This window comes from Saccharopolyspora taberi, assembly GCF_039534165.1.
GTDB classification, from domain to species: domain Bacteria; phylum Actinomycetota; class Actinomycetes; order Mycobacteriales; family Pseudonocardiaceae; genus Saccharopolyspora_D; species Saccharopolyspora_D taberi.
On sequence record NZ_BAAAUX010000016.1, the window covers coordinates 284,172 to 310,428 of the forward strand.

26 protein-coding genes and 4 tRNA genes are annotated in these 26,257 nt (G+C 70.2%); 16 read left to right on the plus strand and 14 right to left on the minus strand.

Going from position 1 to position 26,257, the window contains the following annotated elements:
- Positions 1-46: 46 nt before the first annotated feature.
- Positions 47-2,257, minus strand: coding sequence for a glycoside hydrolase family 2 protein (locus ABD691_RS20225; RefSeq protein WP_344681967.1), 2,211 nt, complete (start codon positions 2,255-2,257; stop codon positions 47-49).
- Positions 2,258-2,276: 19 nt separating this feature from the next.
- Positions 2,277-2,657 carry a hypothetical protein gene (locus ABD691_RS20230; RefSeq protein WP_344681969.1) on the minus strand — a complete coding sequence of 127 codons (381 nt, stop codon included), beginning with the start codon at positions 2,655-2,657 and terminating at the stop codon, positions 2,277-2,279.
- A 365-nt stretch (positions 2,658-3,022) separates the two neighbouring features.
- On the opposite strand from ABD691_RS20230, the gene ABD691_RS20235 reads away from it, so the two are divergent.
- Positions 3,023-3,421, plus strand: coding sequence for a hypothetical protein (locus ABD691_RS20235; protein WP_344681971.1), 399 nt, complete (start codon positions 3,023-3,025; stop codon positions 3,419-3,421).
- Here ABD691_RS20235 and ABD691_RS20240 read toward each other — a convergent pair.
- Positions 3,369-4,148, minus strand: a complete 780-nt coding sequence (locus ABD691_RS20240; protein WP_344681972.1) for a cupin domain-containing protein — start codon at positions 4,146-4,148, stop codon at positions 3,369-3,371. The two genes, ABD691_RS20235 and ABD691_RS20240, sit on opposite strands and share 53 nt — an antisense overlap.
- A gap of 103 nt (positions 4,149-4,251) precedes the next feature.
- Between ABD691_RS20240 and ABD691_RS20245 the strand changes: the two genes are divergently transcribed.
- On the plus strand, positions 4,252-5,199 hold the full coding sequence (locus ABD691_RS20245; RefSeq protein WP_344682344.1) for a D-2-hydroxyacid dehydrogenase family protein: 948 nt from the start codon (positions 4,252-4,254) through the stop codon (positions 5,197-5,199).
- A gap of 300 nt (positions 5,200-5,499) precedes the next feature.
- A complete protein-coding gene (locus ABD691_RS20250) occupies positions 5,500-6,819 on the plus strand; it encodes an MFS transporter (protein WP_344681974.1) in 1,320 nt (439 codons plus the stop codon).
- A gap of 39 nt (positions 6,820-6,858) precedes the next feature.
- On the opposite strand, the gene ABD691_RS20255 is transcribed toward ABD691_RS20250, so the two are convergent.
- Positions 6,859-7,947: a Zn-dependent alcohol dehydrogenase gene (locus ABD691_RS20255; RefSeq protein ID WP_344681976.1), complete on the minus strand. Its 1,089-nt coding sequence runs from the start codon at positions 7,945-7,947 to the stop codon at positions 6,859-6,861.
- Between the two features lie 35 nt (positions 7,948-7,982).
- Positions 7,983-9,029, minus strand: a complete 1,047-nt coding sequence (locus ABD691_RS20260) for an LLM class F420-dependent oxidoreductase (protein WP_344681978.1) — start codon at positions 9,027-9,029, stop codon at positions 7,983-7,985.
- Between the two features lie 254 nt (positions 9,030-9,283).
- On the opposite strand from ABD691_RS20260, the gene ABD691_RS20265 reads away from it, so the two are divergent.
- The 3 genes from ABD691_RS20265 (at position 9,284) to ABD691_RS20275 (ending at position 11,448) form a co-directional block, all read left to right on the plus strand.
- A complete protein-coding gene (locus tag ABD691_RS20265; RefSeq protein ID WP_344681980.1) occupies positions 9,284-10,258 on the plus strand; it encodes a Ppx/GppA phosphatase family protein in 975 nt (324 codons plus the stop codon).
- Between the two features lie 77 nt (positions 10,259-10,335).
- A complete protein-coding gene (locus tag ABD691_RS20270; RefSeq protein ID WP_344681982.1) occupies positions 10,336-10,734 on the plus strand; it encodes a phage holin family protein in 399 nt (132 codons plus the stop codon).
- Between the two features lie 9 nt (positions 10,735-10,743).
- The gene (locus ABD691_RS20275) at positions 10,744-11,448 is read left to right on the plus strand and encodes an ESX secretion-associated protein EspG (protein ID WP_344681984.1); all 705 of its coding nucleotides are present in this window, start codon (positions 10,744-10,746) and stop codon (positions 11,446-11,448) included.
- A 42-nt stretch (positions 11,449-11,490) separates the two neighbouring features.
- On the opposite strand, the gene lhgO is transcribed toward ABD691_RS20275, so the two are convergent.
- Positions 11,491-12,672, minus strand: coding sequence for an L-2-hydroxyglutarate oxidase (gene lhgO / locus ABD691_RS20280; RefSeq protein WP_344681986.1), 1,182 nt, complete (start codon positions 12,670-12,672; stop codon positions 11,491-11,493).
- Positions 12,673-12,747: 75 nt separating this feature from the next.
- Here lhgO and pepE point away from each other — a divergent pair, with 75 nt between their 5' ends.
- From pepE to ABD691_RS20305, 5 genes are all read left to right on the plus strand, one after another.
- Complete coding sequence (pepE, locus tag ABD691_RS20285; protein WP_344681988.1) at positions 12,748-13,485, plus strand: dipeptidase PepE; 738 nt, start codon at positions 12,748-12,750, stop codon at positions 13,483-13,485.
- Between the two features lie 431 nt (positions 13,486-13,916).
- Complete coding sequence (locus tag ABD691_RS20290) at positions 13,917-16,193, plus strand: sensor histidine kinase (RefSeq protein ID WP_344681990.1); 2,277 nt, start codon at positions 13,917-13,919, stop codon at positions 16,191-16,193.
- 31 nt (positions 16,194-16,224) lie between these two features.
- Complete coding sequence (locus tag ABD691_RS20295) at positions 16,225-16,650, plus strand: roadblock/LC7 domain-containing protein (protein ID WP_344681992.1); 426 nt, start codon at positions 16,225-16,227, stop codon at positions 16,648-16,650.
- Between the two features lie 11 nt (positions 16,651-16,661).
- Positions 16,662-17,039, plus strand: coding sequence for a DUF742 domain-containing protein (locus ABD691_RS20300; RefSeq protein ID WP_344681994.1), 378 nt, complete (start codon positions 16,662-16,664; stop codon positions 17,037-17,039).
- A gap of 22 nt (positions 17,040-17,061) precedes the next feature.
- The gene (locus tag ABD691_RS20305) at positions 17,062-17,664 is read left to right on the plus strand and encodes a GTP-binding protein (RefSeq protein WP_344681996.1); all 603 of its coding nucleotides are present in this window, start codon (positions 17,062-17,064) and stop codon (positions 17,662-17,664) included.
- A 6-nt stretch (positions 17,665-17,670) separates the two neighbouring features.
- On the opposite strand, the gene ABD691_RS20310 is transcribed toward ABD691_RS20305, so the two are convergent.
- Positions 17,671-18,999, minus strand: coding sequence for a flavin-containing monooxygenase (locus tag ABD691_RS20310; protein WP_344682346.1), 1,329 nt, complete (start codon positions 18,997-18,999; stop codon positions 17,671-17,673).
- A 263-nt stretch (positions 19,000-19,262) separates the two neighbouring features.
- Here ABD691_RS20310 and ABD691_RS20315 point away from each other — a divergent pair, with 263 nt between their 5' ends.
- The gene (locus ABD691_RS20315; RefSeq protein WP_344682348.1) at positions 19,263-20,306 is read left to right on the plus strand and encodes a tryptophan dimethylallyltransferase family protein; all 1,044 of its coding nucleotides are present in this window, start codon (positions 19,263-19,265) and stop codon (positions 20,304-20,306) included.
- Between the two features lie 209 nt (positions 20,307-20,515).
- Here ABD691_RS20315 and ABD691_RS20320 read toward each other — a convergent pair.
- Positions 20,516-20,587, minus strand: a tRNA-Val gene (locus ABD691_RS20320).
- Between the two features lie 58 nt (positions 20,588-20,645).
- Positions 20,646-21,143, minus strand: a complete 498-nt coding sequence (locus tag ABD691_RS20325; protein ID WP_344681998.1) for a TIGR02611 family protein — start codon at positions 21,141-21,143, stop codon at positions 20,646-20,648.
- Positions 21,144-21,935: 792 nt separating this feature from the next.
- Here ABD691_RS20325 and ABD691_RS20330 point away from each other — a divergent pair.
- From ABD691_RS20330 to ABD691_RS20345, 4 genes are all read left to right on the plus strand, one after another.
- On the plus strand, positions 21,936-22,361 hold the full coding sequence (locus tag ABD691_RS20330; RefSeq protein WP_011873518.1) for an SsgA family sporulation/cell division regulator: 426 nt from the start codon (positions 21,936-21,938) through the stop codon (positions 22,359-22,361).
- Between the two features lie 172 nt (positions 22,362-22,533).
- Positions 22,534-22,606 (plus strand) — tRNA-Gly (locus tag ABD691_RS20335).
- Between the two features lie 44 nt (positions 22,607-22,650).
- A tRNA-Cys gene (locus ABD691_RS20340) sits at positions 22,651-22,722 on the plus strand.
- Position 22,723: 1 nt separating this feature from the next.
- A tRNA-Val gene (locus ABD691_RS20345) sits at positions 22,724-22,798 on the plus strand.
- Between the two features lie 52 nt (positions 22,799-22,850).
- Here ABD691_RS20345 and ABD691_RS20350 read toward each other — a convergent pair.
- The 5 genes from ABD691_RS20350 to ABD691_RS20370 all read right to left on the minus strand — a co-directional run bounded on the left by ABD691_RS20350 (position 22,851) and on the right by ABD691_RS20370 (position 26,255).
- Entirely contained in the window at positions 22,851-23,063 is a 213-nt protein-coding gene (locus tag ABD691_RS20350; protein ID WP_344682013.1) for a hypothetical protein, read from the minus strand.
- A complete protein-coding gene (locus ABD691_RS20355) occupies positions 23,060-24,100 on the minus strand; it encodes an integrase (RefSeq protein WP_344682015.1) in 1,041 nt (346 codons plus the stop codon). The genes ABD691_RS20350 and ABD691_RS20355 overlap by 4 nt, the downstream gene beginning before the upstream one ends.
- 88 nt (positions 24,101-24,188) lie before the next feature.
- Entirely contained in the window at positions 24,189-24,653 is a 465-nt protein-coding gene (locus tag ABD691_RS20360; RefSeq protein WP_344682017.1) for a helix-turn-helix domain-containing protein, read from the minus strand.
- A gap of 32 nt (positions 24,654-24,685) precedes the next feature.
- Entirely contained in the window at positions 24,686-25,246 is a 561-nt protein-coding gene (locus tag ABD691_RS20365; protein ID WP_344682019.1) for a hypothetical protein, read from the minus strand.
- A 355-nt stretch (positions 25,247-25,601) separates the two neighbouring features.
- Positions 25,602-26,255 carry a DUF2637 domain-containing protein gene (locus ABD691_RS20370; protein WP_344682021.1) on the minus strand — a complete coding sequence of 218 codons (654 nt, stop codon included), beginning with the start codon at positions 26,253-26,255 and terminating at the stop codon, positions 25,602-25,604.
- Between the last annotated feature and the right edge of the window lie 2 nt (positions 26,256-26,257).

Genomic DNA, 26,257 nt, shown 5'->3' on the forward strand with positions numbered 1-26,257 from the left:
CGCGAGGACGCAATCGTCGCAGCGGGGTCCGGCAGCGACAACTGGATCAGGGCTTGACCTCGATGTTCGCTTCGGCGACGCCGAGTTCCGGATGCAGCGCCCGCAGCCGCACCGTCCCGGTGCCGTCGGTGCTGCGCAGCCACACCGCCCCGGCTCCGCCGGTTTCGCCCAGGGGAAAGGGATTCTGCCCGATCAGCACCGCGGGTCCGGTCAGTTCGAGGGCGACTGATCCGGAGACGTGCGGCCGGTCCGCGCCGTGTTCGTCGACGGCGCGCAGCTCCGCGCGCGTGGCGTCGGAGCCGCCGCTGATCAGCGCGGCGTCGTCGAACCGCAGGGCGAGCCGGTCCCGGCTCCGGTCGGCGGAGAAGCGCCGGGTGAGCGCGAGCGCGCCGTCCAGGTAACCGTCCACCCGCAGCTCCACCACGTCGTCCACTGTGGATAGATCGGCGAAGAACGGCGGGTGCGGCAGCGACGGGAACTCGGCGCGGGCGGGCCGGAGCGTGGCGTGGTGGTGGCCGTCCAGGTGCAGCTCCAGGCGGTCGAGGTTCGACCAGATCGCGGCCCGCGCACCGAGATCGGTGACCGGGCTGGGGGAGTGCGGGTCCCAGTGGAACGACGGCTCGATCACCGGGCGGCGGCGCGGATCGACCTGCGCGCGGTACATCGCCGCACCCGGCTTGGGAATGCGGAAAACGTCCACCACGCCGGGCCATTTGATGCCCTGGAAGACGTTTCCGTTGCCCGACGGGTAGTCGAATCCGGCCCACGCGAGCAATCCCGCGCAGCGCTCGTCGGCCATTGCCAGGTCGTGCACCCGGGCGTGCGCGATGGCCTGCCCTTGCAGCACTTCCTGCGGATCGGTGCGGCGGTAGAAGCGGGACGGGCCGGTCAGGGTTCCGATCGCTTCGCTTACCAGGTAAGGGAAATCCGTGCGCGGAGGGGCGAGTCCGGACGGGGTGTAGTCGTTGTAGCCGAACACGTCCTGCTGGAAATCGAGGGTGTCGTGATCGGCCGGATGCACGGCCCCGGCGGTCTGCCGGGAGTCGTCGAGCGACTTCGCCAGCCGCTGCACCCGGGTGTAGTGCGCCGCGTTGCCCGGTGTTTCGTTGAGCCGCACGCCCCACAGCACGACGCTGGGGTGGTTGCGGTCGCGGACGATCATGTCGTGGACGTCCCGGCAGGCGTGGTCGAGCCACTGGCCGCCGCCGAGGTGCTGCCAGCCCGGCACCTCGTCCCACACCAGCAGCCCGAGCTCGTCGCACGCGGTCAGGAAGCTCTCGTGCTGCGGGTAGTGCGAGCAGCGGACCATCGTGCAGTTCAGGTCCGCGCGCAGGATCTCGGCGTCCCGGCGCTGCACCCGCTCCGGCATCGCGCCACCGGCGAACGGGAAGAACTGGTGGCGGTTGAGCCCGAAGACCTGGATCCGCTCGCCGTTGAGGTGCAGGCCCGAGCGGTCGAACCGGGCCTCCCGGAATCCGGTGCGAACCCGGTGCTCGTGGATCGGCGTCATGCCCGACGACAGCGTGACGGCCACGTCGTAGAGCACGGGATCGTCGATGTGCCACAGCGAAATGCCGTCGAGCGCGGGCATGCGCGGGGTCACCGGGTGCCGTCCGGGCGGCAGTTCCGGCAACCACAGCGATGTCGAGTCCACCAGCTGCCCGTCCCGGCGCAGGTCGGCGCTCACGCGCAGCCCGCGGGTCGTGCGATCGAGGTCGAGTTCGCAGCGCACGTCCAGGCCCGGATCATCGAGCACGGAGAACGGCCGGGCGAAGACGTCGGCGACGTGCTGGGACGGGACGCCGACCAGCTCGACCTCCCGGTAGAGCCCGGCGGGCTGCCAGAAGTCCACCGCGTGACTGGGCGTTCCCGGGCCGTGGTTGGGCGGAGCCGCGGGGTCGAACGCCCCGTCGACCACCACGTCGAGGACGTTGCGCTCCCGCAGCAGCCCGGTCACCTCGTGCTCGAACGGCAGGTAACCGCCGGTGTGCGGGGGCAGCACGCGGCCGTTGAGAACTGGTTCGGCGCGGGTCAGCGCCCCGGCGAAGCGCAGGAAGTAGCGGGTTCCGGCGGTGGGCGCGAGGTCGAAGTGCTTGCGGTAGCGCCAGCGCCGCTCCCAGTCCGCCGGGTCCCACTCGCGCCAGGACAGCTCGGCCGCGGTGTGCGGGAGGTCCACAACGGACAGATGTGGGCCGGTTTCCGGGCCGAACAGCCAATCCCGGAGCAGGGGCAGCCGGAACTCCGGTGCGCGCGGCACGTGGTCTCCTCCCGGAACCTCACTGGCGGTTGTTCGCGCTCCACTCGCGCAGGGCGTCGGCGGCCGACTTCCTGGTCTCGCCGTCCACGGCCGCCGCGGGCGGTCGCACCGTGGTCTCCGCCGCCTGCGGCCGGACCGGGCGCAGGTCCGGCCGGGTTCCCCCGCTGCGCTTCGGCGGGGCCCGGCGCCGGGAGCGCCTGGGCTGCTCGGGGGCCTGCACGCCGGAGATGTAGAGGCCCTCCAGGACGAGGACGATGATCCCGACCGTCAGGGCGGCGCCCGCGATCCACACCGCGGTCGGATTCCCGGCGAACCACCAGAGCCCCGCCGCCACCCCCGCCGCGGCGCCCGCGACGACGGCCAGCAGGTGGAAGAGCAGGTGCACGCTGTAACCCCTCAAACCCGGATACCTCCTGCCCGCTCGGTGGTGCTCGAACCGACCACGCCCGCGGTGGTCGCCGGGTTGCCCCCGCGCGGGGCGCGTCACACCGAGGGCCGAAGATCGCGCCCGTCGCCCCGCCGTCGATGGTAGCGCCGGATCCGAGCGTTTTGCCCGATCAAGGAGGGCTCACCGCGGCTCGGAGACGAGCGACTTTCGTTTTCACCTGATCGGGGGCGCGTCACGGCCTCTGCCAGCGACTTCACCCGGTCGGTCCTACGGTGGGGGCAACGAAGCCCGCGGAAGCCGCGAACCTGCGTCGACGGCTCGCGCCTCGGGGACGGCGCGCGTCCGCGGGCGGCCTGAGGGGTGCGGGGGTGGTGCCGGTGGTCAACTCGCTGGCGGTGTTCGGGATGGCGGCCACGGCGGGGGTCGCGGGCATCATGGGATCGCTGATCGCGATGTGCTGGGTGGAACGCAGGCTCGTCGACCAGCGCGGACCGCGCACCCGGAGGATCGCCGCGAAGGCCCCCGCGACACGGGTGCGCGAGCCCCGGTTCCGCTCGGTCGCGTGGCCGCGGCTCGGCCAGCAGCTCGTATCCGGACTGCTGGTGCTTGTCGCCGTGGTGCTCTCGACGCTCTCGGCCGGCTGGAGCACGGCGGGGCACGTCCCGGCGGCCGTCGAGCGCAGCCGCCGGTCGGCCGAGGTGCCCCGGCTCCGGCGGGCCCGGGCTACTGCGTCCGGAAGTCGGCGAAGTCGAACCCGGGCGAGACCACGCAGCTGACCAGCGCCTCGGCGGTCGCCGAAGCGGTCGCCCGCTGCCAGGTCCCGGCCGGGACCACCGCCTGCGGCGTCTGCCCGGCGCCCGCGCCCAGCACCACGGTCTCCGCCTCGTCGGCGGGTGCGTCGCCGTCGCCGCCCAGCGCCAGCGTCAGCGGTCCGCCGCGGTGCCACAGCCACAGCTCGTCGGAGGCCACCGAGTGCCACTGCGAGGTCCGGCCAGCGGGCAGCAGGAAGTAGATCGCGGTCGCGGTCGGCCGGGTGTGCGTCGAGCGCGCCACCTCGACGCCGCTGGCCCAGGTGCGCCGGTACCAGCCGCCCTCGGGGTGCGGCAGCAGGTCGAACTCCTCGGCGGTGCGGCTGCGGATCTCCAGCGACAGGTACCGGCCGGAGACGTCGCGGCGGGCGTAGCGCAGCCCGATCACCGCGTCCCGGTCCAGCGGGCCGTAGACGTGCGGGAACAGCACGTCGTCGGAGACGCCCGGGGGCGGGGCCGGGTTGGCGGCCTCCCAGCGCACGGGGGCGGAGAGCTTCTCGGCGGCCAGTTCCAGGGCGACCATCGGTTCGTCGGTGTCGCGGTAGAGCGCGTTGGCGACCGCGAGGGTCGTGGGCACGTCCGGTGAGCAGTGGACGAAGCCTTCCGAGGCCAGGCTGGGCGCCTCGATCGGCGCGTCCGGGGCGGTGTGGAAGGTGCTCAGCGGCAGCAGGTGCAGCAGCGTCGGTCCAGTCACGGTGGACAGTGTCCCGCCTTTTCGATCAGCCCGGTACGGGCGGGGGTGTCGGCAGGCGACCTAGGATCCGGGCGGAGCCGATGCCGAGGAGGAACGCATGACCGTGCGCGTCGCCGTGCTCGACGACTACCAGAACGTCGCCCGCGATCTCGCGGACTGGGACGCCCTGCCCGCCTCGGTGGAGTTCTTCCACGAGCCGGTCGGTGATCCCGGTGTGCTGGAGCCGTTCGAGGTGATCGCGGCGATGCGCGAGCGCACCCCGTTCCCGCGCTCGGTGCTGGCCGCGCTGCCGAACCTGAAGCTGCTGGTCACCACCGGTATGCGGAACGCGTCGATCGACCTGGAAGCGGCCTCGGAGCTCGGCATCACCGTGTCCGGCACCGGTGGCGCGCCGGGCCGAGCCTGGCAGCCCACCGCCGAGCTGACCTGGGGGCTGATCTTCGCGGTCACCCGCAACATCGTGTCCGAGGACCGCTCGATCCGGGAGGGCGGCTGGCAGCGCACGGTCGGCGTCGAGCTCAGCGGGCGCACGCTGGGCGTCCTCGGCCTGGGGCGGCTGGGCGCCCAGGTCGCGGAGGCGGGCCGGCTGTTCGGCATGGACGTGATCGCCTGGAGCCAGAACCTGACCGACGAGGCGGCGCGGGCGGCAGGCGCGCGGCGGGTCGACAAGCGGACCCTGTTCGCCGAGTCGGACGTCCTCACGATCCACAGCGTGCTCAGCGAGCGCACCCGCGGCCTGGTCGGAGCCGAGGAGCTGGCGCTGATGCGGCCGACGGCGTACCTGATCAACACCTCCCGGGGGCCGATCGTGGACGAGCCGGCGCTGCGCGCCGCGCTGCACGAGGGCCGGATCGCGGGAGCGGGGATCGACGTCTTCGAGCGGGAGCCGCTGCCCGTCGACGATCCGTGGCGGAGCGTGCCGCGCACCGTGCTGACGCCGCACATCGGGTACGTGACCGTCGGGACTTATGAGGTTTTCTACCGGGAGACCGTTGAGGCTATCGGCGGGTTTCTTGGCGGGGCGCCCGTGCGGGTGTTGAACGGGGGTTGATTCGGGGGCCGTTTCGTCTTCGTCGGTGCTGTTGGGCCGAAGCGGCTCTGCCGGTTCGGGTTTCGTTGGGCGGGTGGTTCTGGGGTGCTCGCCGCCCCCAGACCCCCGGCAGGTCGACGGGATGAGAACCAAACCCCGCCCTTGTAGGTGGAGACGGCTTCGGCCTCGTGTGTGGAGACGCCTCGCTCCCGGTCGGCCTCGCCATCGCCGCCGAAAATGATCCTTGACTCCGGTGGAGACGTGGCTCACATTCCTACCAACCGGTCGGTCTGCCCTGTTCCCGAGTCGAGGAGACAGCCGATGACCAACGAGCACGCTGCCGGCGCCACCGGGCGGAAGCTGATGATCGCCGCCCTGATCGCCTCGTCCATCGAGTGGTACGACTTCTTCATCTACGCCACCGCCGCCGCGCTGGTGTTCGGCCCGTTGTTCTTCCCCGACTCCACCCCGCTGACCGGCATCCTGCTGTCGTTCGCGACGTTCTGGGCCGGGTTCGTCGCCCGCCCGCTGGGCGGCCTGGTCTTCGGGCACCTCGGCGACCGGGTCGGCCGCAAACCCGCCGTGGTGACCTGCCTGGTCCTGATGGGCTCGGCGACCTTCCTGATCGGCGTCCTCCCGGGCGCGGCCACCATCGGCGTGCTCGCTCCGGTGCTGCTGGTGGTGCTGCGGTTCGCGCAGGGCATCGCGGTCGGCGGGCAGTGGGGCGGGATCATCCTGCTGCTCACCGAGAACGTCACCGGCGGGCGCCGCGGCGCGGCGGGGACCTTCGGTCAGATGGGCGTTCCGCTCGGCGTGATCCTGGGCAACCTGGCGTTCCTGCTCGTCGGCGCGCTGCTGCCGCACGACGCCTTCCTCGCGTGGGGCTGGCGGATCCCGTTCCTGGCCAGCGCCGTGCTGGCGCCGGTCGTGCTGTTCATCCAGCTCAAGGTCGAGGACACCCCGGTCTTCCGCGAGCTCAAGCAGCGCGAGCAGCGGGCCGAGGTCGAGCGTGCCCCGCTGACCGAGGTCCTGCGCTCGCACAAGCGGGCCGTGCTGCTCGGGTCGGGGCTGCTGTTCGCCGCGAACGCCGTGTTCTACATCAGCATCTCGGGCCTGCTGGCCTACGCGACCGCTGAACTGGGCATGGACCGCAACGCCCTGCTGATGCTCGCGCTGGGCTCGTCCGCGGTCGGTGTCGGGGTGATCTTCCTCAGCGGCCGGCTCTCGGACCGCTGGGGCCGCCGCCCGCTGATCTTCGCCGGATCGGCCGTGCTGCTGGTGTGGGCGTTCCCGTTCTTCTGGCTCGTCGACACCGCGACCCTGCTGGGAGTCGCCATCGCCACCACCGTCGGCACCGTCGGGTCCAGCCTCACCTACGGTCCGCTGGCGGCCTACCTCAGCGAGCTGTTCGAGCCCCGGGTGCGCTACTCCGGCGCCTCGCTGGCCTACCAGCTCGCGGCGATCGTGGTCAGCGGCGGTACGCCCTTCATCATGACCGCGCTGCTCGCGATCACCGGCACGTCCGCCTCGGTAGCTGCTTTCCTCGCGGTGATGGCGCTGGTGACGCTCGGATCGGCGTACGGGCTGCGGGAGACCGGACCAGCCAGGGCCGAGGCCCCGGCGGTCGCCCGGCAAGCGTGAGGCGCGCGGGTGGGGCGCGGCACCGCGCCCCACCCGCCGTCAGTCGAACACGATCAGGCTCCGGGCGCCGTGCCCGGCCTTCATCTCGGCGAACGCCGCGCCGATGTCGCCCAGCGAAATCCGTTGCGACACCAGCGAATCCAGGTCCAGCTCGCCCCGGCGGTAGTGCTCCAGCAGCTGCGGGACCGCGAGATCGGCGTCGGTGCTGCCGTACATGCAGCCCCGCAGCGTCCGGGCGAAGAACCCGACCTCCAGCGCGTTGAAGGTCAGCTGGTCCGACGCCGAACCCAGCCCGACGACCGTCGCCTGCCCGCCCCGCCGGGTCGCCGACCACGCCCCGCGGATCGTCTCGGCGCGCCCCACGCACTCGAAGGCGTGGTCGGCGCCGCGACCGCCGGTCAGCCTGCGGATCCGCTTGGCCAGGTCGGCCGACGGTTCGAGCGCCTCGGTCGCGCCGAGGCGGCGGGCGAGGTCGAACTTCTCCGTCGACGGGTCGACCGCGATGATCTGCTCGGCACCGGCGATCCGCGCGGCCTGCACCGCGCACAGCCCGATCCCGCCGAGGCCGAACACGACCACGCTCTCCCCGGCCCGCACCCGCGCGGCCTCGAACACCGCGCCCGCGCCGGTCAGCACCGCGCAGCCCAGCAGCGCGGCCTGATCCAGCGGCACGTCGTCGGGCAGCGGGATGCAGGAGTTGACCCCGACCACCGTCTCGGTCGCGAACGCCGCGGTGCCCAGTCCCGGGTAGACCGGGCTGGAGTCGGCGAGCTTGCCGTGCGGGTTGTCGCGGGCGGCGTCGGCGTGCGGGCACAGGTACGGCTCGCCGCGGGTGCAGAACCAGCACTCGCGGCACGGCGGTGTCCAGTTGAGCACCACCGGGTCGCCGACCCGGTAGCGCTCGACGCCCTCGCCGACCGCGACCACCCGGCCCGCGCCCTCGTGGCCCAGCACCACCGGCATCGGGTGCGCGAGCACGCCGGTGGCCAGCGAAAGGTCGGAGTGGCAGACACCGGTGGCCGCCAGCCGCACCCGGACCTGACCCGGCCCCGGGTCGGCGAGCTCGATGTCCTCCACCCGGAGGTCACCGCCGGTCTCGCGCAGTACCGCGGCCTGTGCTGCTGTCATCGAGCTCTCCTTCACGATGGGGGTGCGGGGCTGGATCAGATCTCGTCGGCGAGGCGGCGGACCTGCTCGATCAGCGCGGTGCGCTCCTCGGTGGTGCCCGCCAGCGGCGTGACGTTGAGGGTGGTCACGCCGGACTCCTTGAGCGCGGCCAGCCGCTCCTTGACGTGGCCCGCCGGGCCGATCAGCGAGGTCTTGGTCAGCAGGTCGGCCGGGACCGCCGCGGCGGCCTCGTCCTTCTTGCCGTCGAGGTAGAGGTCCTGGATCTTCTCGGCCTCGGCCTCGTAGCCGTAGCGGCGGGCCAGGTCGTTGTAGAAGTTCTTGCCCTTGGCGCCCATGCCGCCGATGTAGAGCGCCAGCAGCGGGCGCATCCCGTCGAGGAAGGAGTCCAGGCCCTCGCCGATGGCCAGCGGTGCCTGCGCGACGACGTCGAGCTCGGGCAGCGAGGCGTCCCGCTTCGCCCGGCCCGCGGCCAGCGGCTCGCCCCAGATGTCGGCGGCCTTCTCCGGGACGTAGAAGATCGGCTCCCAGGCTTCGGCGATCTCGGCGACCATGGCCACGTTCTTCGGGCCGATCGCGGCGATCATGATCGGGATCCGCTCGCGCACCGGGTGGTTGATCAGCTTCAGCGGCTTGCCCAGACCGGTGCCCTGGCCCTCGGGCAGCGGGATCTGGAAGTGCCTGCCCTCGTGCACCACCCGCTCCCGGCGCCACACCTGCCTGCAGATCTCGACGATCTCGCGGGTGCGGCCCAGCGGCGCGTGGTACGGCACGCCGTGGAAACCCTCGATGACCTGCGGCCCGGACGCGCCGATGCCCAGGGTGAAGCGGCCGTTGGAGACGTAGTCCATGCCCGCGGCGGTCATCGCGGTGAGCGTGGGGGTGCGGGTGTAGATCTGCAGGATGCCGGAGGCGATCTCCAGCCGTTCGGTCCGGGCGGCGATGAAGCCCATCTGGCTGACCGCGTCGAACGAGTAGGCCTCGGGGACGTAGACGATGTCCAGCCCCGCCTTCTCGTGCACGGCGAGCTCGTCGACCGTTTCCTTGAAGCCTCCGCTGTAGTTCAGCGGCATCCCGATGCGCATCGTGGTCCTCTCCGTAGCGGCCCGCGGCGGGGCGGGCCTCCGCCGCTGAGGTCGCCCGATGTTACCGCTGAGTAGGATGCTCTGGGGAGTCCCCTGAACGCTCGGATTATGAGGGGGAATGTCCGGTCTGTGGGAGCCGGTCATGGGGGGTACGGGATACTGGGACGCATGTACCTGTTGATGTCCGGCCGCCGCCCCCGCACCGAGTGTGCCCGGACGGGCCCGCGGTGCGGCATCGACGACCGGGTGGCCGCATGAGGCTGGGACTGCTCGACATCGGCTCCGCCGCCGCACGCCTGGAGATAGTCGACCTGGACCGCGCCCGGATCCCGCGCGCGTCCTGGAGCTTCAAGGCCCGGACCCGGCTCGCCGAGAACACCGGGGCGGACGGGGTCGTCACCGAGGCCGGGATCGAGCAGGCGGCCCGCGCGGTCCGCGACTGCGTCCGCGCCGGAGCGGACAAGGTCCCGGGCGCGCTGCTGGCCTACGGCACCTCGGCGGTGCGCGACGCGGTCAACGGCGCCGAGCTGCGCCGCAGGCTGGCCGCGGTCGCGGGCACCCGCATCGGCGTTCTGAGCCCGCGCGACGAAGCCGGCCTGACCTTCCACGCCGCGTGCCACTGGCACGGCAGGCCCGGGACGAAGCTGACCACGGTCGACATCGGCGGCGGCACGATCGACGTCGCGACCGGCGCGGACGCCTACCCGGACGACGTGGTGACGCTGCCGTTCGGCGCGGCGCGGCTGACCCGCCAGTACCTGCCGGACGACCCGCCCGCCCAGGACCAGATCGACGACCTGGTCGAGGCGATCTGCGGGACCGTCCCGCGCTCGCTGACCCGCTACGCGGAGTCCGACCTCGGGCACCCGGTGGCGCAGTCGAAGGTGCTGCGGCAGCTGGCGATCCTGACCGAGAGCTCGGACGGGCGGGTGGCGCGCCACCCGGTCCGGCTGGTCCGCGCGAAGCTGGAGTCCTGGATCCCGCGGCTGGCGGTGCTGAGCCAGGCCGAACGCGCCCGGCTGCCCGGCGTCTCGCGCACCCGCGCGCGCCGCATCCTGGCCGGGGCGATCGTGGCCGAGGTCATCCTCAGCGCGATCGGGGTCGACGAGCTGGAGATCTGCCCGTGGGGGCTGCGCGAGGGCATGGTGTTCCGCTTCGCCGACGTCTGCGACCAGGTCGGGACGGACCTGGACGACGTCCGGGACGCCATGGGCGAGATGTTCGCCTGAGCCCGGGAGCGGCGGAAGATCACCGGAGCAAGTAGCGTCGGAGAGGTCAACAGCCGTCGACTCCGAGGAGGCGTGCCGTGACCGTCCTGGTGCACGTCCTGATCACGATGGTGGCGGTGTGGGTCACCACGCTGCTGCCGGGGATCACGCTGGGCGGGCAGGACACCACCGCCCAGGTCCTGACCCTGCTGGCCGTCTCCGTGGTGTTCGGCCTGGTGAACGTGGTGCTCAAGCCGATCGCCAAGACGCTGGGCTGCCTGCTGTACGTGCTGACCCTCGGACTGTTCGGGCTGGTGGTCAACGCCCTGCTGCTGTGGCTCACCAGCTACCTGGCGGGTGAGCTGAAGCTGCCGTTCCACGTCGACGGGTTCTGGTCGGCCTTCTGGGGCGCGCTGGTCATCACCATCGTCAGCAGCCTGCTGCACGGGGTCGTCCGCCGCACCCGCGTCGGCGAGGAACAGCAGTACCGGGGCTGACGCGCCGGGATGCGGTGCAGCAGCGGGGAGTTCGACGCGCTCGTCCGACGGGGTGTGCACCGGCCGGGCCCGCGCGCGGCCGTGGCGCAGCTGATCGGGCGGGAGCTGTCCGGGTTCCCGGGCATGCCCTACCGGCTCGAACCCCGCTGGAACGACGTGCTGAGCGCGCTCGCGGGCGGGTCGGTCTTCGGCTTCGCCGCGATCGGCGCGGACACCAGGGTCCTGGTCGCGGTCGCACGTGAGCTCGCGGCGCGGGTGCAGGTCCGCGGGGATTCGGTGACGGCCGACCTGATCCGGCCCGATGCCCCGTGGCCCGCCCTGACCGGGGTCCTGCCCGCCGCGGAACCCGCCGCGGGCAGCGAGGTCACAGTGCCGACGGCGATCCTGGCCGAGGCGCGGGAAAGCCCGGAGATCGCCCGCGAACTGCGCCGCCGCGAGGTCCCCGACGACGACGCCCGGGACCTGGAAGCGCTGCTGACGCGCGCGGACGGGTTCACCGCGCGGATCGAGGTGGCGCTGTGCGAAGGGGACGAGCCGCTGCGCCGGGTGGGCTCGACGATCGAGGTGCACCACTCGAAGACCGGCCGGGTGGCGGTGATCCCAGAGGCCCCGGACGACACCTACACCATGGTCGCGCCGGCCGACGCGTTCGTGATCGGCCGCGCGCTCCAGCACCACCTGGACACCCTCTGGAACTCGACCGAAGCGTCCTGAGCCGGTGCGCGTCCTGGCAGACCGCCCACCGCGACGAGACCCTCACAACCGCCCGGCGATGTCCCGCCCGATGAGCAGCGAAGCGGTAGCGGCGGGAGAAGGTGCGTTGAGCACGTGCACCCAGTGCTCGTCCTCGACGACCAGGAAGTCGTCCACCAAGGTCCCGTCCGGCCGGACGGCCTGCGCGCGCACCCCGGCCTCCGCGCGCACCAGATCCCGCCCGCGCAGCTCCGGCAGCAGCCTGCGCGCCGCGCGGACGAACAGCGGCTTGACCGCCGACCGCGCGATCTCGCCCGCCCCGGTGCGCCAGTACTTCCTCGCCAGCACCCGCAGGCCGGGGTCGCTGACCAGCCGGCCGAGGTGCTCCCGCGACCAGGCGCCCCAGCGATAGCCCTCGCGGTCCAGCGCCGGAACCGCGTTGGGCCCGACGTGCAGGCTGCCGTCGATCATCCGGGTCAGGTGCACGCCGAGGAACGGGAACGCCGGGTCGGGCACCGGGTAGACCAGGGCGTTCACCAGATCCTGCCGGGCGGTCTCGTAGTACTCACCGCGGAACGGCAGGATCCGGGCGGGCGGCCGGGCACCGGCGAGTTCGGCGACGGTGTCGCTGTGCAGCCCGGCGCAGTTGACGGCGCGGCGGGTGCGGACCTCGCCCGTGGTCGTCGACAGCACCAGGTCCGGGCCGTCGGTGGCCACGCCGACCAGTTCGGTGCCGGTGCGCAGCTCCACCCCGCGCTCGGCGAGCAGGTCGGCCAGCTTGCGGGCCACGGCGCCGAAGTCGGTGATCCCGGCCTCCGGCACCGCCAGCGCACGGATACCGCGCACGCGCGGCTCCAGCTCGCGCAGCTCGCCGGGCCCGAGCTCGCGGACCCGGACGCCGTTGGCGGCACCCCGCCGAGCCAGCTCGGCCAGCCTCGGCAGCTCCGCCGCCTCGGTGGCCACGACGACCTTCCCGGTGCGCCGCACCGGAATCCCGTGCTCCGCGCAGAACTCGTACATCGCCTCGCCGCCGGCCCGCGCGAACCTGGCCTTGGCGCTGCCCGGCGGGTAGTACAGTCCACTGTGGATGACGCCGGAGTTGTGCCCGGTCTGGTGCGTGCCCCAGCCGGGTTCCTTGTCGAGCACCGCGATCCGCTCGCCCGGCCGCTCCCGCGCCAGCGCGTGCGCGGTCGCCAGGCCCACGATGCCGCCGCCGATGATGGTCACGTCGTTGGTCACCGCCATACCGGCCATCCTCGCCGCCGGACGCCGCCGGATTCCAGTACCTGGATCCGAACGGCAGCCGCTAACGTGGAAGCGATGCCGAACCCGAGTCCGCAGCTGCTGCTGCTGTCCAGCTCGACCACGCACGGGCGGCCCTTCCTCGGCCACGCGCTGGAAGCGGTGACCGAGTGGCTGGCCGGGCGCAAGCGGCTGCTGTTCGCTCCCTTCGCGCAGCGGGACCACGACCACTACGTCGACGTGGTGCAGGACGCGGTAAACCCGCTCGGCGTCCGGGTGGAGGGGCTGCACACCGCGGCCGACCCGGTCGGCGCGGTCCGGGAGGCCGAGGCCCTGTTCGTCGGCGGGGGCAACAGCTTCCGGCTGCTGTCGGAGCTCCGCGGCAGGGGCCTGGTCGCCGCGATCCGCGACGCCGTGCTCACGGGAACGCCGTACATGGGCGCCAGCGCGGGCACCAACATGGCCTGCCCGAGCCTGCGGACCACCAACGACATGCCGATCGTGCGCCCGCCCTCGTTCGAGGCGATCGGCCTGGTCCCGTTCCAGATCAACCCGCACTACCTCGACCCCGACCCCGGCAGCACGCACATGGGCGAGACCAGGGAGCGCCGGATCACCGAGTTCTTGGAGGAGAACGACGTTCCGGTGCTGGGCCTGCGGGAGGAGGCGTGGCTGCGGGTCCGCGGTGCGCACGCCGAGCTCGCCGGCTTCAGCGCCGCCCGGCTGTTCGACCGCGGCGCCGAGCCCCGGGAGTTCGCGCCGGGCGCGGACCTGTCGTTCCTGCTGCGGTCCGAGCCGCGCTTCGACCTCCCGTGATCCCGAGCCCGTTCAGCTGCGGCCCTTATAGGCATTTCGTAGCAGCAACACGGAGTAAATGGCCCTATCGGCGAGAGTTACATACTCCAATCGGGTTGTTGATCACTTTGTGCTAAAGTCTCGATCATCCTGTTGGGTGGTGCTGCGCCAGTGGCGTTTGTTCCGGGATGGGTAGGGCTTCGGCTGCGGAATGAGGGTGCGACTCATGGCCACGGGGCGAGTGCGACTCGGCCGGCGCGGCATTGGCCCGACCGTTCCACCACCTGACATCCGGTCCGTCCGCAGAGCCCGTCGGTGAGGACCGCCAACGCCCTGCCCTGGTCTCACCGGTGAGGCCGCGTCCGAAGCCCCTGGCGGTTCAATAGGTGTGGAGCGCTGTGAATCGAACAAGCCCTTCCGAGAACGCTGACTACCGGACCATCCGGTCCCGGGTGACCAGGGTCGTCGTGCTGCCCAGCATCGTCCTGCTGGTCATGTGGGTGGTCTTCTCGTTCTACACCGGCTACGAGGGCTATTACGTGCGGGCCGTCGCCGTCTCCGTGCAGAACGCCTCCATTCCCGCGGCCAACGGCATGGTCGCCATCCAGCGCGAGCGCCAGTTCACGCTGCGCGGGGTCGGGCAGCCGGACCTGGGCGCGGCGGTCGGCGAGCAGCGGGTGCAGACCGACCAGGCGGTCGCCGAGATGCGCGCGAAGCTGGACGGCGTGCGGCCGGACGCGTCCGAGACGATCGTGCGGCGCATCGACGCCCTCAACGGGCTGCTCGCGCAGCTGCCCCAGCAGCGGGCCAACATCGACTCCGGCGTCGCGACCGGACCGCAGGTCTTCGAGTACTACAACAGCGTGCTGGACGCGGGCGCCGCGCTGTTCGACATCCAGGCCCGCAGCGTGCCCGACGTCGACGCCAGCCAGGCCGGTCTGGTCGCCACCGACCTGTTCCGCGCCGCCGACCAGATGTCGCGCGCGGCCTCGCTGGGCTCCACCGCGGTGGCCAACGGGCGGTTCGACGACGACGACTTCATCACCTACACCGGCCTGGTCGGCTCCTACCACTCCAAGCTGGAGGCCAACGAACCCAACCTGCTGCCCGTCTCGCGCGGCGAGTACCAGCGGCTGGTCGCCAGCGAGCCGTGGCAGCGGCTGCGCGCGCTGGAGCGCGACGTGCTCAGCCACCCGCCGGGCACCGGCCGGGCGGCGGTCTCCGAGCAGGAGTGGCTGCAGGCCAGCGGGCAGGTCTCGGACGAGCTCATCCAGCTCGCGGTGGGCTCGGCCAGCGAGGCCGCCGAAACCGGCCTGGCCAAGGGCAACGCCAGGTACCTGGAGGTCATCGCGGGCAGCCTGGTCGCGCTGCTCGCGGTGGTGCTGGGCATCGTGCTGGCGATCCGCAACTCCCGCAGGCTCGTCGACCGGGCCCTGGTGACCCGCCTGACCAGGCTGCGCGACGAGTCGCTGTCGCTGGCCCAGGACCGGCTGCCGGACATCATGACCCGCCTGGAGAAGGGCGAGAAGGTCGACATCGATGTCGAGGTCCCGGCGCTGGACTACGGCAGGGACGAGATCGGCCAGGTGGCCGAGGCGTTCAACACCGCCCAGTTCACCGCGGTCTCGGCCGCGGTCAAGGAGAGCCAGGCGCGCGAGGGCGTCAACAAGGTCTTCCTCGGCATCGCGCACCGCAACCAGGGCCTGGTGCACCGCCAGCTCAAGGTGCTGGACCGGATGGAGCGCGAGGAGGAGAACCCGGAGCGGCTCGACACCCTGTTCCAGCTCGACCACCTCGCCACCCGGGCCCGCCGCAACGCCGAGAACCTGATCATCCTCGCCGGCGAGCAGCCGGGGCGGCAGTGGCGCAAGCCGGTCCGCCTGGTCGACGTGCTGCGCGCCGCGGTCGCCGAAACCGAGCAGTACCACCGGATCCGGGTCAACCAGGTGCCCGACGTCTCGGTGCACGGCACCGCCGTCGGTGACGTCATCCACCTCTGCGCCGAGCTGATGGAGAACGCCACCGCGTTCTCCTCGCCGCGTTCGCAGGTCCAGGTGCACAGCAGCGACACCCCGCGCGGCGTGCTGGTGCAGATCGAGGACCAGGGGCTGGGCATGCGCCCCGCGGCGCGGGACGACGCCAACGAGCTGCTGTCGAACCCGCCGCGGTTCGAGGACATCACGCTGCGCGGTGACTCCCGGCTCGGGCTGTTCGTGGTGTCCCGGCTGGCCGCGCGGCGCGGCATCCAGGTCGACCTCCGCGAGTCCGCCGAGGGCGGCGTGGTGGCCTTCGTCCTGCTCCCGTCCGACATCGTGGTCTCCGAGCGCGGCGCCGAGGAGCCGCCGGAGACGATGCGGGTGGTCACCACCTCCCAGGACGCGCCGTCGCGCCGGGACGACGTGGTGGCCCCGCTCGAGCGCAAGTTCCCGGAGCCCCGCAACGAGGTCGAGTCGGCGGCCCGGAACGGGCGCAGGACTCCGCAGCCCGCCAAACCGCAGAACGACAGGCCGGAGTTTCCTTCCGTGGACCCAGACGGCAGGCCGCCGCTGCCGAAACGGCGACGCCAGCACAACCTCGTTCCACAACTGCGCGAGGAACCCGGGGAACAGCAGGAGGAGCCGGCCCAGCGGGTCGACCACTCGCCGGAGCGGACCAGGGGGAACATGGCCGCGTTCCAACGGGGGACTCGCGACGCGCGCCGGGCCGACGACTCCGGTGCGGAACGGTGATCTTTCCAGCGACTGAAGGGGCAGTGTGTGCATGAGCGAGAAAGTCGGCTCGGATGACGAGTTGAACTGGCTGCTGGACGATCTCGTCCAGCGGGTGGTCGGAGCGCGCTACGCGGTCGTGCTCTCCTCCGACGGGCTACTGCTTGCCAAGTCCGCGGATCTGTCCACTGAGGACTCCGAGCACCTGGCCGCGATGTCGTCGGCCTTCCAGAGCCTGGCCAAGCAGACCGGCAAGCAGTTCAGGGGCGGCGGCGTCCGGCAGACCATCGTCGAGATGGACCACGCCTTCCTGTTCGTCACCGCCGCGGGCTCGGGTGCCTGCCTGGCCGTCCTCGGCGAGGAGGACTCGGACGTGGGCATGATCGCCTACGAGATGAACCTGCTCGTGGTGCGCGTCGGCAACTACCTCAGCTCCGCGCCGCGCGCGGGCGTGCCGGTCGACCTGCCCCGGAGCTGAGGGCGGCGATGATGGCTCGTGAGGACGATCTGTGGCTGGACGAGGCCGCCGGTCCGCTCGTCCGCCCGTACGCGATGACCCGGGGCCGGACCCGACCGGGCAGCCCGGAGCTGGACATGGTCACCCAGGTCGTCACCGCTCGGCGGGGGAACTCCGACCGGTCCGTCCTCTCCGTCGAGCACCTGGAGATCCTCGAACTCTGCAAGCGCCCGCTGTCGCTGGCGGAGGTCGCCTCCTACCTCGACGTCCCGCTGGTCGTGGCCAAGGTGCTGGTCAGCGATCTGATCGAACGCGGCGACCTGATCGCGGGATCGGCGTCGTCCCGGGTCGCCGAAAAGCCCGACCGACAACTACTTCAGGCGGTGCTCGATGGTGTCCGCAGGCTCTGACCAGACGCCCCAGGGGGATTCGATGTCGGATGTGCCCGTCGCACCGACCGCGGTGAAGATCGTCATCGCCGGTGGTTTCGGTGCGGGCAAGACCACGATGGTCGGCTCGGTCAGCGAGATCGCGCCGCTGCGCACCGAGGAGGTGCTGACCGAGGCCAGCACCGGGGTCGACGACCTGGCGGGCATCGAGCAGAAGGACACGACGACCGTCGCGCTGGACTTCGGCCGCATCACGATCAACCCGCAGCTCGTGCTGTACCTGTTCGGCACGCCCGGCCAGGACCGCTTCTGGTTCATGTGGAACGAGCTGGCGCGGGGCGCGATCGGCGCGGTGGTCATCGTCGACACCCGGCGGATCGAGGCCAGCTTCCCGGCGATCGACTTCTTCGAGAACCGCCGGATCCCGTTCATCGTGACGATCAACCGGTTCGACGGTTCGGTGTCCTACGCGGCCGAGGAGGTGCGCCAGGCGCTCGACCTGGACGAGGACGTGCCGGTGGTGCTGTCCGACGCCCGCGACCGGGACGCCAGCAAGCAGGCGCTGGTCGAGCTGATCGAGTACTCGATCCGGGTGCTCGACGAGACCGAGGCCGAGGCGGGCAGCGACGTGCCCGCGGCGCAGTAGCCCGGCTCAGCCGGTCCGCGCCCGGCGCCGGCCCGCGGCGCGCTCCTTCTCCAGCGCCTTGAGGTAGGAGGCGACGTCGACCTGGATCGAGTTCATGCCGCCCTTCCCGTAGCGCTGGCGGGTGGCGCGCAGCTGCTCGTCGATCTCGGCGGCCATGACCTCACCGGAGGGCAGCGCCGCCGACGACTCCACGAGGTCGGCGATCCAGACCGACTGGCTCTCCACCGAGCGCGTCACCGACCCGACCGGCTTGATCAGCCCGGCGAAGTACAGCCCGGGGTGCCGCGGCGCCACCACCCGCTGGTACAGCCCGACGCTGCCGTCCGCGGTGAACACGCACTCCGCGGGCAGGAACGGGAATTCGAGTTCGTAGCCGGTGCAGTGGACGACCGCGTCGATCCGCTCGCTGGAACCGTCGGTGAAATGCACCAGATCGCCCTCGAAGCGGTCGATCATCGGTTTCGGGATGACGCCGCCGTTGGTGATCCGGGGGAGCAGTTCGTCGGAGATGGTGACCGACCGGGAGAAGATCCGGTGATCGGGTTCTGGAATTCCGTAGGCGCGGATGTCGCCGCGGATCAGCTGCAGCAGTCGTTCGATCAGGCTTCGCTGGACCTGGAACGACATTCGACCCCACCAGTCCGAGTCTGAGATTTCACTGACCGGAATTCCCATTAGTTGTTTGGGAACGATGTGAGCCCCGTGGCGGATTGCCAGGAATGTTTTTTCGGCGGCGCGGGACAATTCCACGGCGATGTCGCACGCGGAGTTGCCGATGCCGAGCACGAGCACCCGTTCACCGGCGTGCGCGGCGGCGTCGCTGAAGCCGAACGAGTGCAGGACCCGGCCGCCGAAGGTGTCCGCGCCGGCGATGGGCGGGTCCGGGAACCGCGGCCGCCAGTGCTGGCCGGTGGCCACCACGACGTTGCGGAAGCGCCGGGAGCGCGCTGCCCCGGACTCGTCGCGGGTGACGACGTCCCAGGTCAGGTCCGAGTTCTGGCGGGCGGAGACGACCTCGGTGCGGAGCTCGACGTCGCGCTTGAGGTCGCGCTGGGCGGCGAAGTCGCACAGGTACTCCGAGACCTGCCGCAGCCCCGGGTAGCGGGGGTAGTCGGCGGGCATCGGGAAGTCGTGGAACGCGGTCGTCCGGCTTGAGGTGTTCAGGTGCAGCGCGCGGTAGGCCGGGCTGGAATTCAGATCCTGGGAATGTTGCCACACACCACCGATTTCGGCGGATCGGTCCACGCAGGTGAAGGGGATGTTTCGACGCCGTAACTCGTTGGCCACGGCCAGTCCGGAAAAGCCGGACCCGATGATGCAAACCTCGTTGTCAATAGTCCGTTCGGTGTTGTCGCTGTCGGTTGCATCACTGTGCGGATGTCGCGCCCAATCCGAGTCGTCGTTTAGGGTGTGTCCGCTCTTGTCGGAGTTGGGCGTCGGCATTGCAGGTGTTCCCCTCACGAGGTTTGTGCCGGATCAGGGTAGTTGTCCAGTGGGAGGTAGGGGAAGTGTTCGGTGTCTCGGATCAGGCAGTCGTCACGCGGAGTTTCGGCTTGTTCGCAGCGCCGGATCGAACTTACCGGGAACTCGTGGAAAACATGTGGTCGCGGATCTGCACCGGACTGGACGTGCCCGCCGCGGAGATCACCGCGGCCCGGGAAGCGCTGACCGGAGTGCTGGGCAGCTGGGCCGACGACCCGATCGGCGCGACGTGCGCCGTGCCGTCCTACGTTTCAGCGGACGGTTTCCCCGCGGAATTCTCGCTGAGCTGGAAGCACGACCGCCCGGAGATCCGGGTGCTGTTCGAGTCGCTGGGCCGGAACGCGCGGGAGTCCCAGAGAGCGGGCAGCGACCTGACCCGAAGACTCGCCGACGAACGCGGTGTGTCCGTCGAGCGCTACCTGAAGATCGAGGACCTGTTCCTCACCGAGGACCCCAAGCCGTACCGGCCCGCGGTCTGGCACTCGCTGGCCTGGGAACCGGGCGGCAGGCCGCAGTACAAGGTCTACCTCAACCCGCAGGCGCACGGCCGCCACCGGTCCTTCGAGGTCGTCGCCGACGCCATGGACCGCCTGGGCATGGGCGTCGGCTGGCACCGGGTGGCCGCCCGCGCCGACGAGCTCCAGGACAACGGGCACGAACTGGAGTTCTTCGCCCTCGACCTGGGCGCCACCAGGTCGGCCCGGGTGAAGGTCTACTTCCGGCACGGCCCGGTGAGCCGGTCCGGTCTGGGCGAGGTCGCGGCCATGGCCCGGTCCCACGACGAGCAGCGGGCTGCCAGGATCATCCGCACCATCTACGGCCCGGAAACGACCGAGTTCCACAACGAACCGATGACCTGCCTGGCGTTCCGGGAGGGAGCCGACGAGCCGGAGGAGGCGAACCTGTACCTGCGCCTCCCGGAAAACGCCCGCAACGACGAGGAAGCAGCCGCCCGCATCGCCTGCGCGATGCGCTCGGAGGGCCTGGACCCCACGCCCTACCTGACGACGCTGCGAAGCCTCTGCCCCCAACCCCTGAACCGAACGGCGGGCCTCCAGGAACTCTTCAGCTACCGCACGGTCTCCAAAACCACCCGCCCCCACATAGGCGTCTACCTGAGACCAAGCCCCTACCCAACCAAAGCCCAACCTCCAAAGTAGCCCCAGCGCGCCCCCACCCGGACCAAGCCGTCTCTCGGCACCAGGGCCAAGCCGTCCTCCGATACCCAGGCCAACAACAAACAAAGCCAACGAAGGAGAAGAAGGAAACCCCCGCACCGTGGGGGCCTGCGGGGGCTCGGCCCCCGCAACAACACAACGAAGAAACCCCCGTCCACGCATTCAGTGGACAGGGGTCTCCCAGTTTCGAGTGGGCGATACTGGGATCGAACCAGTGACCTCTTCGGTGTGAACGAAGCGCTCTCCCGCTGAGCTAATCGCCCGTGTTCTGTTGTGTCCGCCGCCGTTCCCGGCGACAGGAAGAACAATACACGATCGTTTTCAGGGACCGAACAGGGGGCTGCTCAACCAGGACCAGCGCAGCCCGAGCCAGCCGCCCAAGGTGCCGAACAGGCCGAGCAGCCAGAGGGTGGTCAGCACGATCAGGCCGGTCGCGCCCATGACGGCGAGCTTGGTGGCGATGTGCTGCCTGCCGAGCCACGCGACCCAGCGGTGGTAGTGCCGCTTGGCGAACTGGTTGACCCGGTGCGCCCAGTGGAACTCGGTGGCGAGGATGCCGAGCCCGGCGAACACGACCAGCCAGCCGGGGCCGGGGTAGGGGATCATCGCGATGCCCGCGAGCAGCACGACGGCGCCGAACGCGCCGAGGGCGATCCGGTAGGTGGTGTTGAGCGTGGGGCGCTCGCGGATCGACTCGCGGCGGTGGTGGAGGCTCTCCCGCCACGCGTGCAGGCGCGTGCGCCCGCCTGATGGTTGCTCGCCGTTGCTTCCCGCGTCGTCGTGCGGTCGCGACTCGGCTGGATTGCTCAGTGGACCCACCTGCCGTTGCCGTGTGCCGTTCGTGGTCCGGGCGGCGGTTCAGGCGTCGTGGCCGTGCGGCCTTGGTCCCGGCGCCCGCTCGGGACAGGATACGGCGGTGCCGCACCGGGCGCGGTGCCTCGGTCGGTGCGGGTGTGACGTCAATCATCGTCTTCCGCGGGTGTTCCCGGGCCCTTCGTCCCTGGTGATGCTCTTCGATCCTGGTCACAGTGTGAGCCCGCTCTCGCGGGGAGCCGATCGGCCAGGCGTGCGTGCGGAGATGTCCGGACGGCGGGGTTAGTCCGACTCGGGGAACGTGGGTGGCGAGCGTCTCAGCGGGCCCGGTTTCGGGCGGGATCGGGGAGGGCGCCATCGCTTATCCTGGCCCCTGCGTTCGGGCGGCCGGCGGGCTCAGGAATTCGGTCCGGTCCGCGGGTGTTGTCCGGAAGCGGCGATGGGTTTCAGGTCGGGCGCGACCGGGTGTCCGGTGAGCGTGCGGGACTGCCGGGAAGTCGATCACCGGACGGCCGCGGCCCGGGCGGGTTGCGTCCCTCGGCCCAGTCCGTGCACTGCGGACGGTCCAGCGGTGCGGGCGGGAGACAAGCGCATGCCGGGTCCAGTGGGCGGACGTTGCTCGTTTCCGAAGACAGTGCAGGTGAACACGCTGCGCAGCGCCTTGGTTGCCCACCGAAGTGGGCCCTGCCCCGTATGGGTGATCTATCCGCGAGTTGCGAGCGATGGGCCCCTTGAAGGCGTCACAACTGTGTTGCTCGGTCGATAAGCGGACCGGGAGGGAGTAGGAAGGCGAGGACAATGCGTAACGATCACGTGACACTCCGTTCAACGGCGGTGTTCGATCTGCTGGCCCCGCAAACGCCGGCCGTGCCGGTCCAGGTCGAGCTGCGCTACGACACTCGCGACCCCTACGCCGTGGTGGCCGCGTTCCGCACCGGCCGCGCCGGCTGGGTCGAGTGGGTTTTCGCTCGCGATCTGCTGGCCGACGGGCTCATCGCGCACGCCGGTGTGGGCGACGTGACCATCCGCCCGGCGGTCGACGACCCCGAGGTGGTGGTGATCGAGCTGAGCTCGCCGTCCGGGCACGCGGTGTTCGAGGCGTCGGCGCAGGAGCTCGCGGACTTCCTGGACCGCACCTACGACGTCGTGGTCCCGGGCAACGAGAACCTGTGGGTCAACGTCGACGACGCGCTGACCCGGCTGCTGCCGCACGACCTGTCCTGACCGCCGGGCCGTCCCGCCGCCGGGCCTCGTGGCCAGCGGCGACGGTGCCTGCGGGTGGTGTGGGGACCCCCGGATTGATCGCCGGTTCCGGCGTGGTCTAAAGTTCTCAGTGCAACGCGGCGGACGGCCGGGAGCGAAGATCCGCGAACTCCGGTCGGCAAGCCGCAGGCAGGCGGACGTAGCGCAGCTGGTAGCGCATCACCTTGCCAAGGTGAGGGTCGCGGGTTCGAGTCCCGTCGTCCGCTCTGGATAACTCAGGTCCAGCCCGTCTCGGATTGGATCCGAACACGGCGGAGTGGCCGAGTGGCTTAGGCAAGGGCCTGCAAAGCCCTGTACGCGGGTTCGATTCCCGCCTCCGCCTCGCGCGATTAGCTCAGTGGGAGAGCGCTACCTTGACACGGTAGAGGTCACTGGTTCAATCCCAGTATCGCGCACCAAAGTCTTAATGCAGGTCAGCGGCCCTGCTCCTCCTATGGGGCGGGCTCGCTGTCAGCTCGCAAATGGCGATGAAATGGCGATGCGATCTTGAACAGCGTCGTCATGGCCGGTTTTCAGGGTGTCCCGCAGGCGCGGGAACCACATCATGAGTTCGGCGGCTGTCAATGCCGTTGCCGAGGCCCTCCATCGGGCTTCCAGGACGTCGAGGATGTGTTGTTCCATCTCCGGGGTCACGTGGTCGTAGACCCGGCCGATGCCTTTCATCTTCTGTCCCAGCCGGGCCCGACGTGATCCTCGGCCTGCGGGTTGTCGGGCTCGGTGCCGTCCCAGGCGGGGCGCCAGTGGCGCTGACGGAAGTTGGATCTCCGCAGCAGGTTCCCGTCCTGGGTGCAGAACAGGAACGGGTAGCGGTGGGAATCCATCAGCGTCTCGTCGAGCACGGCGATGCTCGGGGGCAGCAGGACATCCCGGGCCCCGGCAGGGGTTTTCGTCTTTCCCCTCTTCTTTCCTTTGCTGGGCCGGGAGGTCTTCCGTGGCGCGGGCTTCGGGCCGCCGTCGACGAAGACACCGCCGGGACCAATGCGGTGGCCGCCTTTGAACAGCTTTCCTCCGATCTCCTTCAGCGGGAGGTCGATGCGGATCGCCTGGCGCTCGTAGTTGTACTCGTGCCGCTGCTGCCCGGTCAGCTCGCTCCGGCGTCCTCCGGTGTAGGCGTCGAGCACGGCGAGGACGAAGCCCGCGGGGCCGGCCGAGCGGTACAGCCGCATAGCTGCGCGCAGTACCTGCACGGAGGTGGCGACGAGGCGCTCCGGGGCGTACTCGCCTGAGGTCACGCGGATCCCCGAGCACGGGTTGGCCGGGATGCACTGCTCCTTGGCGGCCTTCTTCAGGAACGTCGAGAACGTGGCGAATATCGACGACACGGTGGACTCGGCGTAGTCCTCGTGTAGTTCGGAGACCCACTTCTCGATCTCCAAGTAGCTGTTGAAGATCCCGATCAGTGGCCATGCGGACCACTGCGGCAGCAGGTGGTTGTCCAGGTGCGATCGGTACTTGGCCAGCGTGGCCGGTTCCAGTCGGGGACCGATGGAGTCCAGCAGGGCCGAGGTGAAGTCGCCGAACGGGATGTTGCCTTTGCGGGGATCGATCCACATGTGCCGGCGGATCAGGGCTTCCTGCTCGTTGCCCCAGTCCTCGGCAGCCTTTTCCGACGTGAAACCGGACTTGCTGCCCCAGGTGCTGTCGGGTCGCTTGTAGCGGGCACGCCACCCGCCGCTGTCATCTCGTTGGCCGTAGGCCATGACCACTTCCTTCCTTGCTCTTGCTCTCGTTCGTGAAGCCGCCCCGGCTGGTGCCGGGGCGGACATTTGTGTGGGCTCGGTGGCCGGGTCAGGCCGCCCGGAACCCTCTTCGTTGAGGCATGGGAGTTTTCCTGGCGAGCCGTACGATTTCTGCGGCGTCGTCGCGGCTGAAGCGGTAGTGCTTGCCGAACCTGCGGTGCGGGATGAGCCCGGCTGCGGCCTGCTCCTTCAACGTGCGCGGCGAGAGCCGCAGGAGGTCTCCGAGTTGCTCGGCGGTGAGCAAAGCATCGGGGTCGTGCGGAGCGTGCTCGGCCAGCGCGCGGACGGCGTCGGCCAGTTCACGAGCTGCCAAGGCAAGTTCGGCAGCTTCGGTCCCGAACAAGTAGCGCAGCTCCTCGGCGCGCAGCTCGCGAAGATCCACCCGGACCGGTTCAAATCGATCGTGGGCATCATGGACCTCGATATGTCCCACGACGGCTTCGGCAACGGTCGGGTCCTGCGTGTCCGCCCAGGCTTGCAGCTTTCTTGCAACTCTCTGTGCGTAGTTTCGCATGACCGTGCACCTATGAAGAAGAAATCATTGTTCTATTGATCCTGTCCGCGCACAATGCGTATTGCCCTCTGGAGCTGCTTCCAGAATGACGGCTTGTCGAGAATCTGGGGGGCCTGCGAAATTGCCCGCCATTCCTGCTTCGTGTATTCCGAGTACAGGTGGATGCTGCGAAGTGACGGTGTGCGAACCCACAGAGGGGCGCCAACTAGTACGCGAGTATGCCCTTCTTCCGGCCCTTCCGGGGTGTCCCTCAAGTCAACGTCCCAGTATATTTCCGCGCACCACTCGGCTACATCTCGTGTTTCGCCGTAGGTGAACCCGCGGTAGTATCCGTCTGTCCTTGTCGGGCTTGTCCCGCCTTGGCGGCAGGCGATTTCCACCGCCTCGCGAGCCAGATCCTCTGCTGAATCTGGGAACATCCCATTATCGATTTCGCCGGTTTCCAGGAAGAGTTCGATGTCTCCGGCAGAGGAAGCCGTCCATCCTTTCTGGGAGGGTTCGGACTCGGTAATGAAGTCGGCTGGGTTATCCATGCTGCCAAAGAGGTATACGGCCACCTGGTCGCCACTTTCGGTCTCGACCTTGGAATACATCAAAGCTCGTAAAGGGCTGCCGTCGCCCGATACGAATTGACCGTGCCGTACAGAGCCGATTCCCTGGGCAAATTCGATAGGTGCCGGTGAATCAAAGTCAGAGACAATGCTCTTCCGGGTGAGCTGCTGAATATTTCGGCGAGCTTATTCTTGGTTATATCGCGCGGCGGGCGGGATATCTCAATCGTCGGAGCAAAATTGCTGAAGTTTGGCGTTGTCAATTTCCGCTGGCTTGGCTTGGGAAGCTTGACGTTGGAGTCCTCAAGCCATCGGACTATCCGTCGCTCGGACCAATGCTGGCGGCCCCCAGGGTGGGCTGCCCCAGGATTGGGCAGCCCACCCGCGGCTCCGGCGCTCATTCCACTGCAGCCAGCACCGTTCCGGGTTGGCGGCGCTGGCGGATGTGGCGGGTGAGGGCGCGGGCTCGTTTCGAGCCGATGCTGAGCTGTTGGCGGAGGGTGTCGGCGGAGATCGGACGTTGGTAGAGGTTCCAGTGTTCAGAGCCGAGCCGGCATGCCTCTTCGCGCAGGGGATCGTTGTCCTCGCCGTGCGATACCTCGGAGTCTGTGTCGGTGGTGTTGGCGCTGTGACCGGGCACGTTGTTCACGACCGTGCGGAACGTTGGCACATCCTTGGCCTTCTCGGGAGTCTCCAGTGTCTGGCTGGCCCCGCCCGGGGCCGCCGAATCCGGCTGCGCTGAGTCGGGCTCCTCGGCCTCGGGAATGATCCCATTCGTCGTCTCCGCGCGGCGGCGCTTGAGTGCCTGGTTGAGCAGTTCGACCGACAGCAGCAGCGCCAGGGGAGGGCAGGCGGCCACGGCGATGGAGAAGGCGTTTAGCTCGGGGGCGGAGGCGATGTTGGCGCACAGCGAGAGCCCGATGCCGAGGGTGAACGACAGCCATGCCTTCCAGTGCCCGGTGGCGCTATACCGATGGCCGGCCTTCCACAGTTCGATGGTCGCCATCGTCAGCAACCCATCGACGATGAGCGGCCAGAGCGTGGACGCCACCT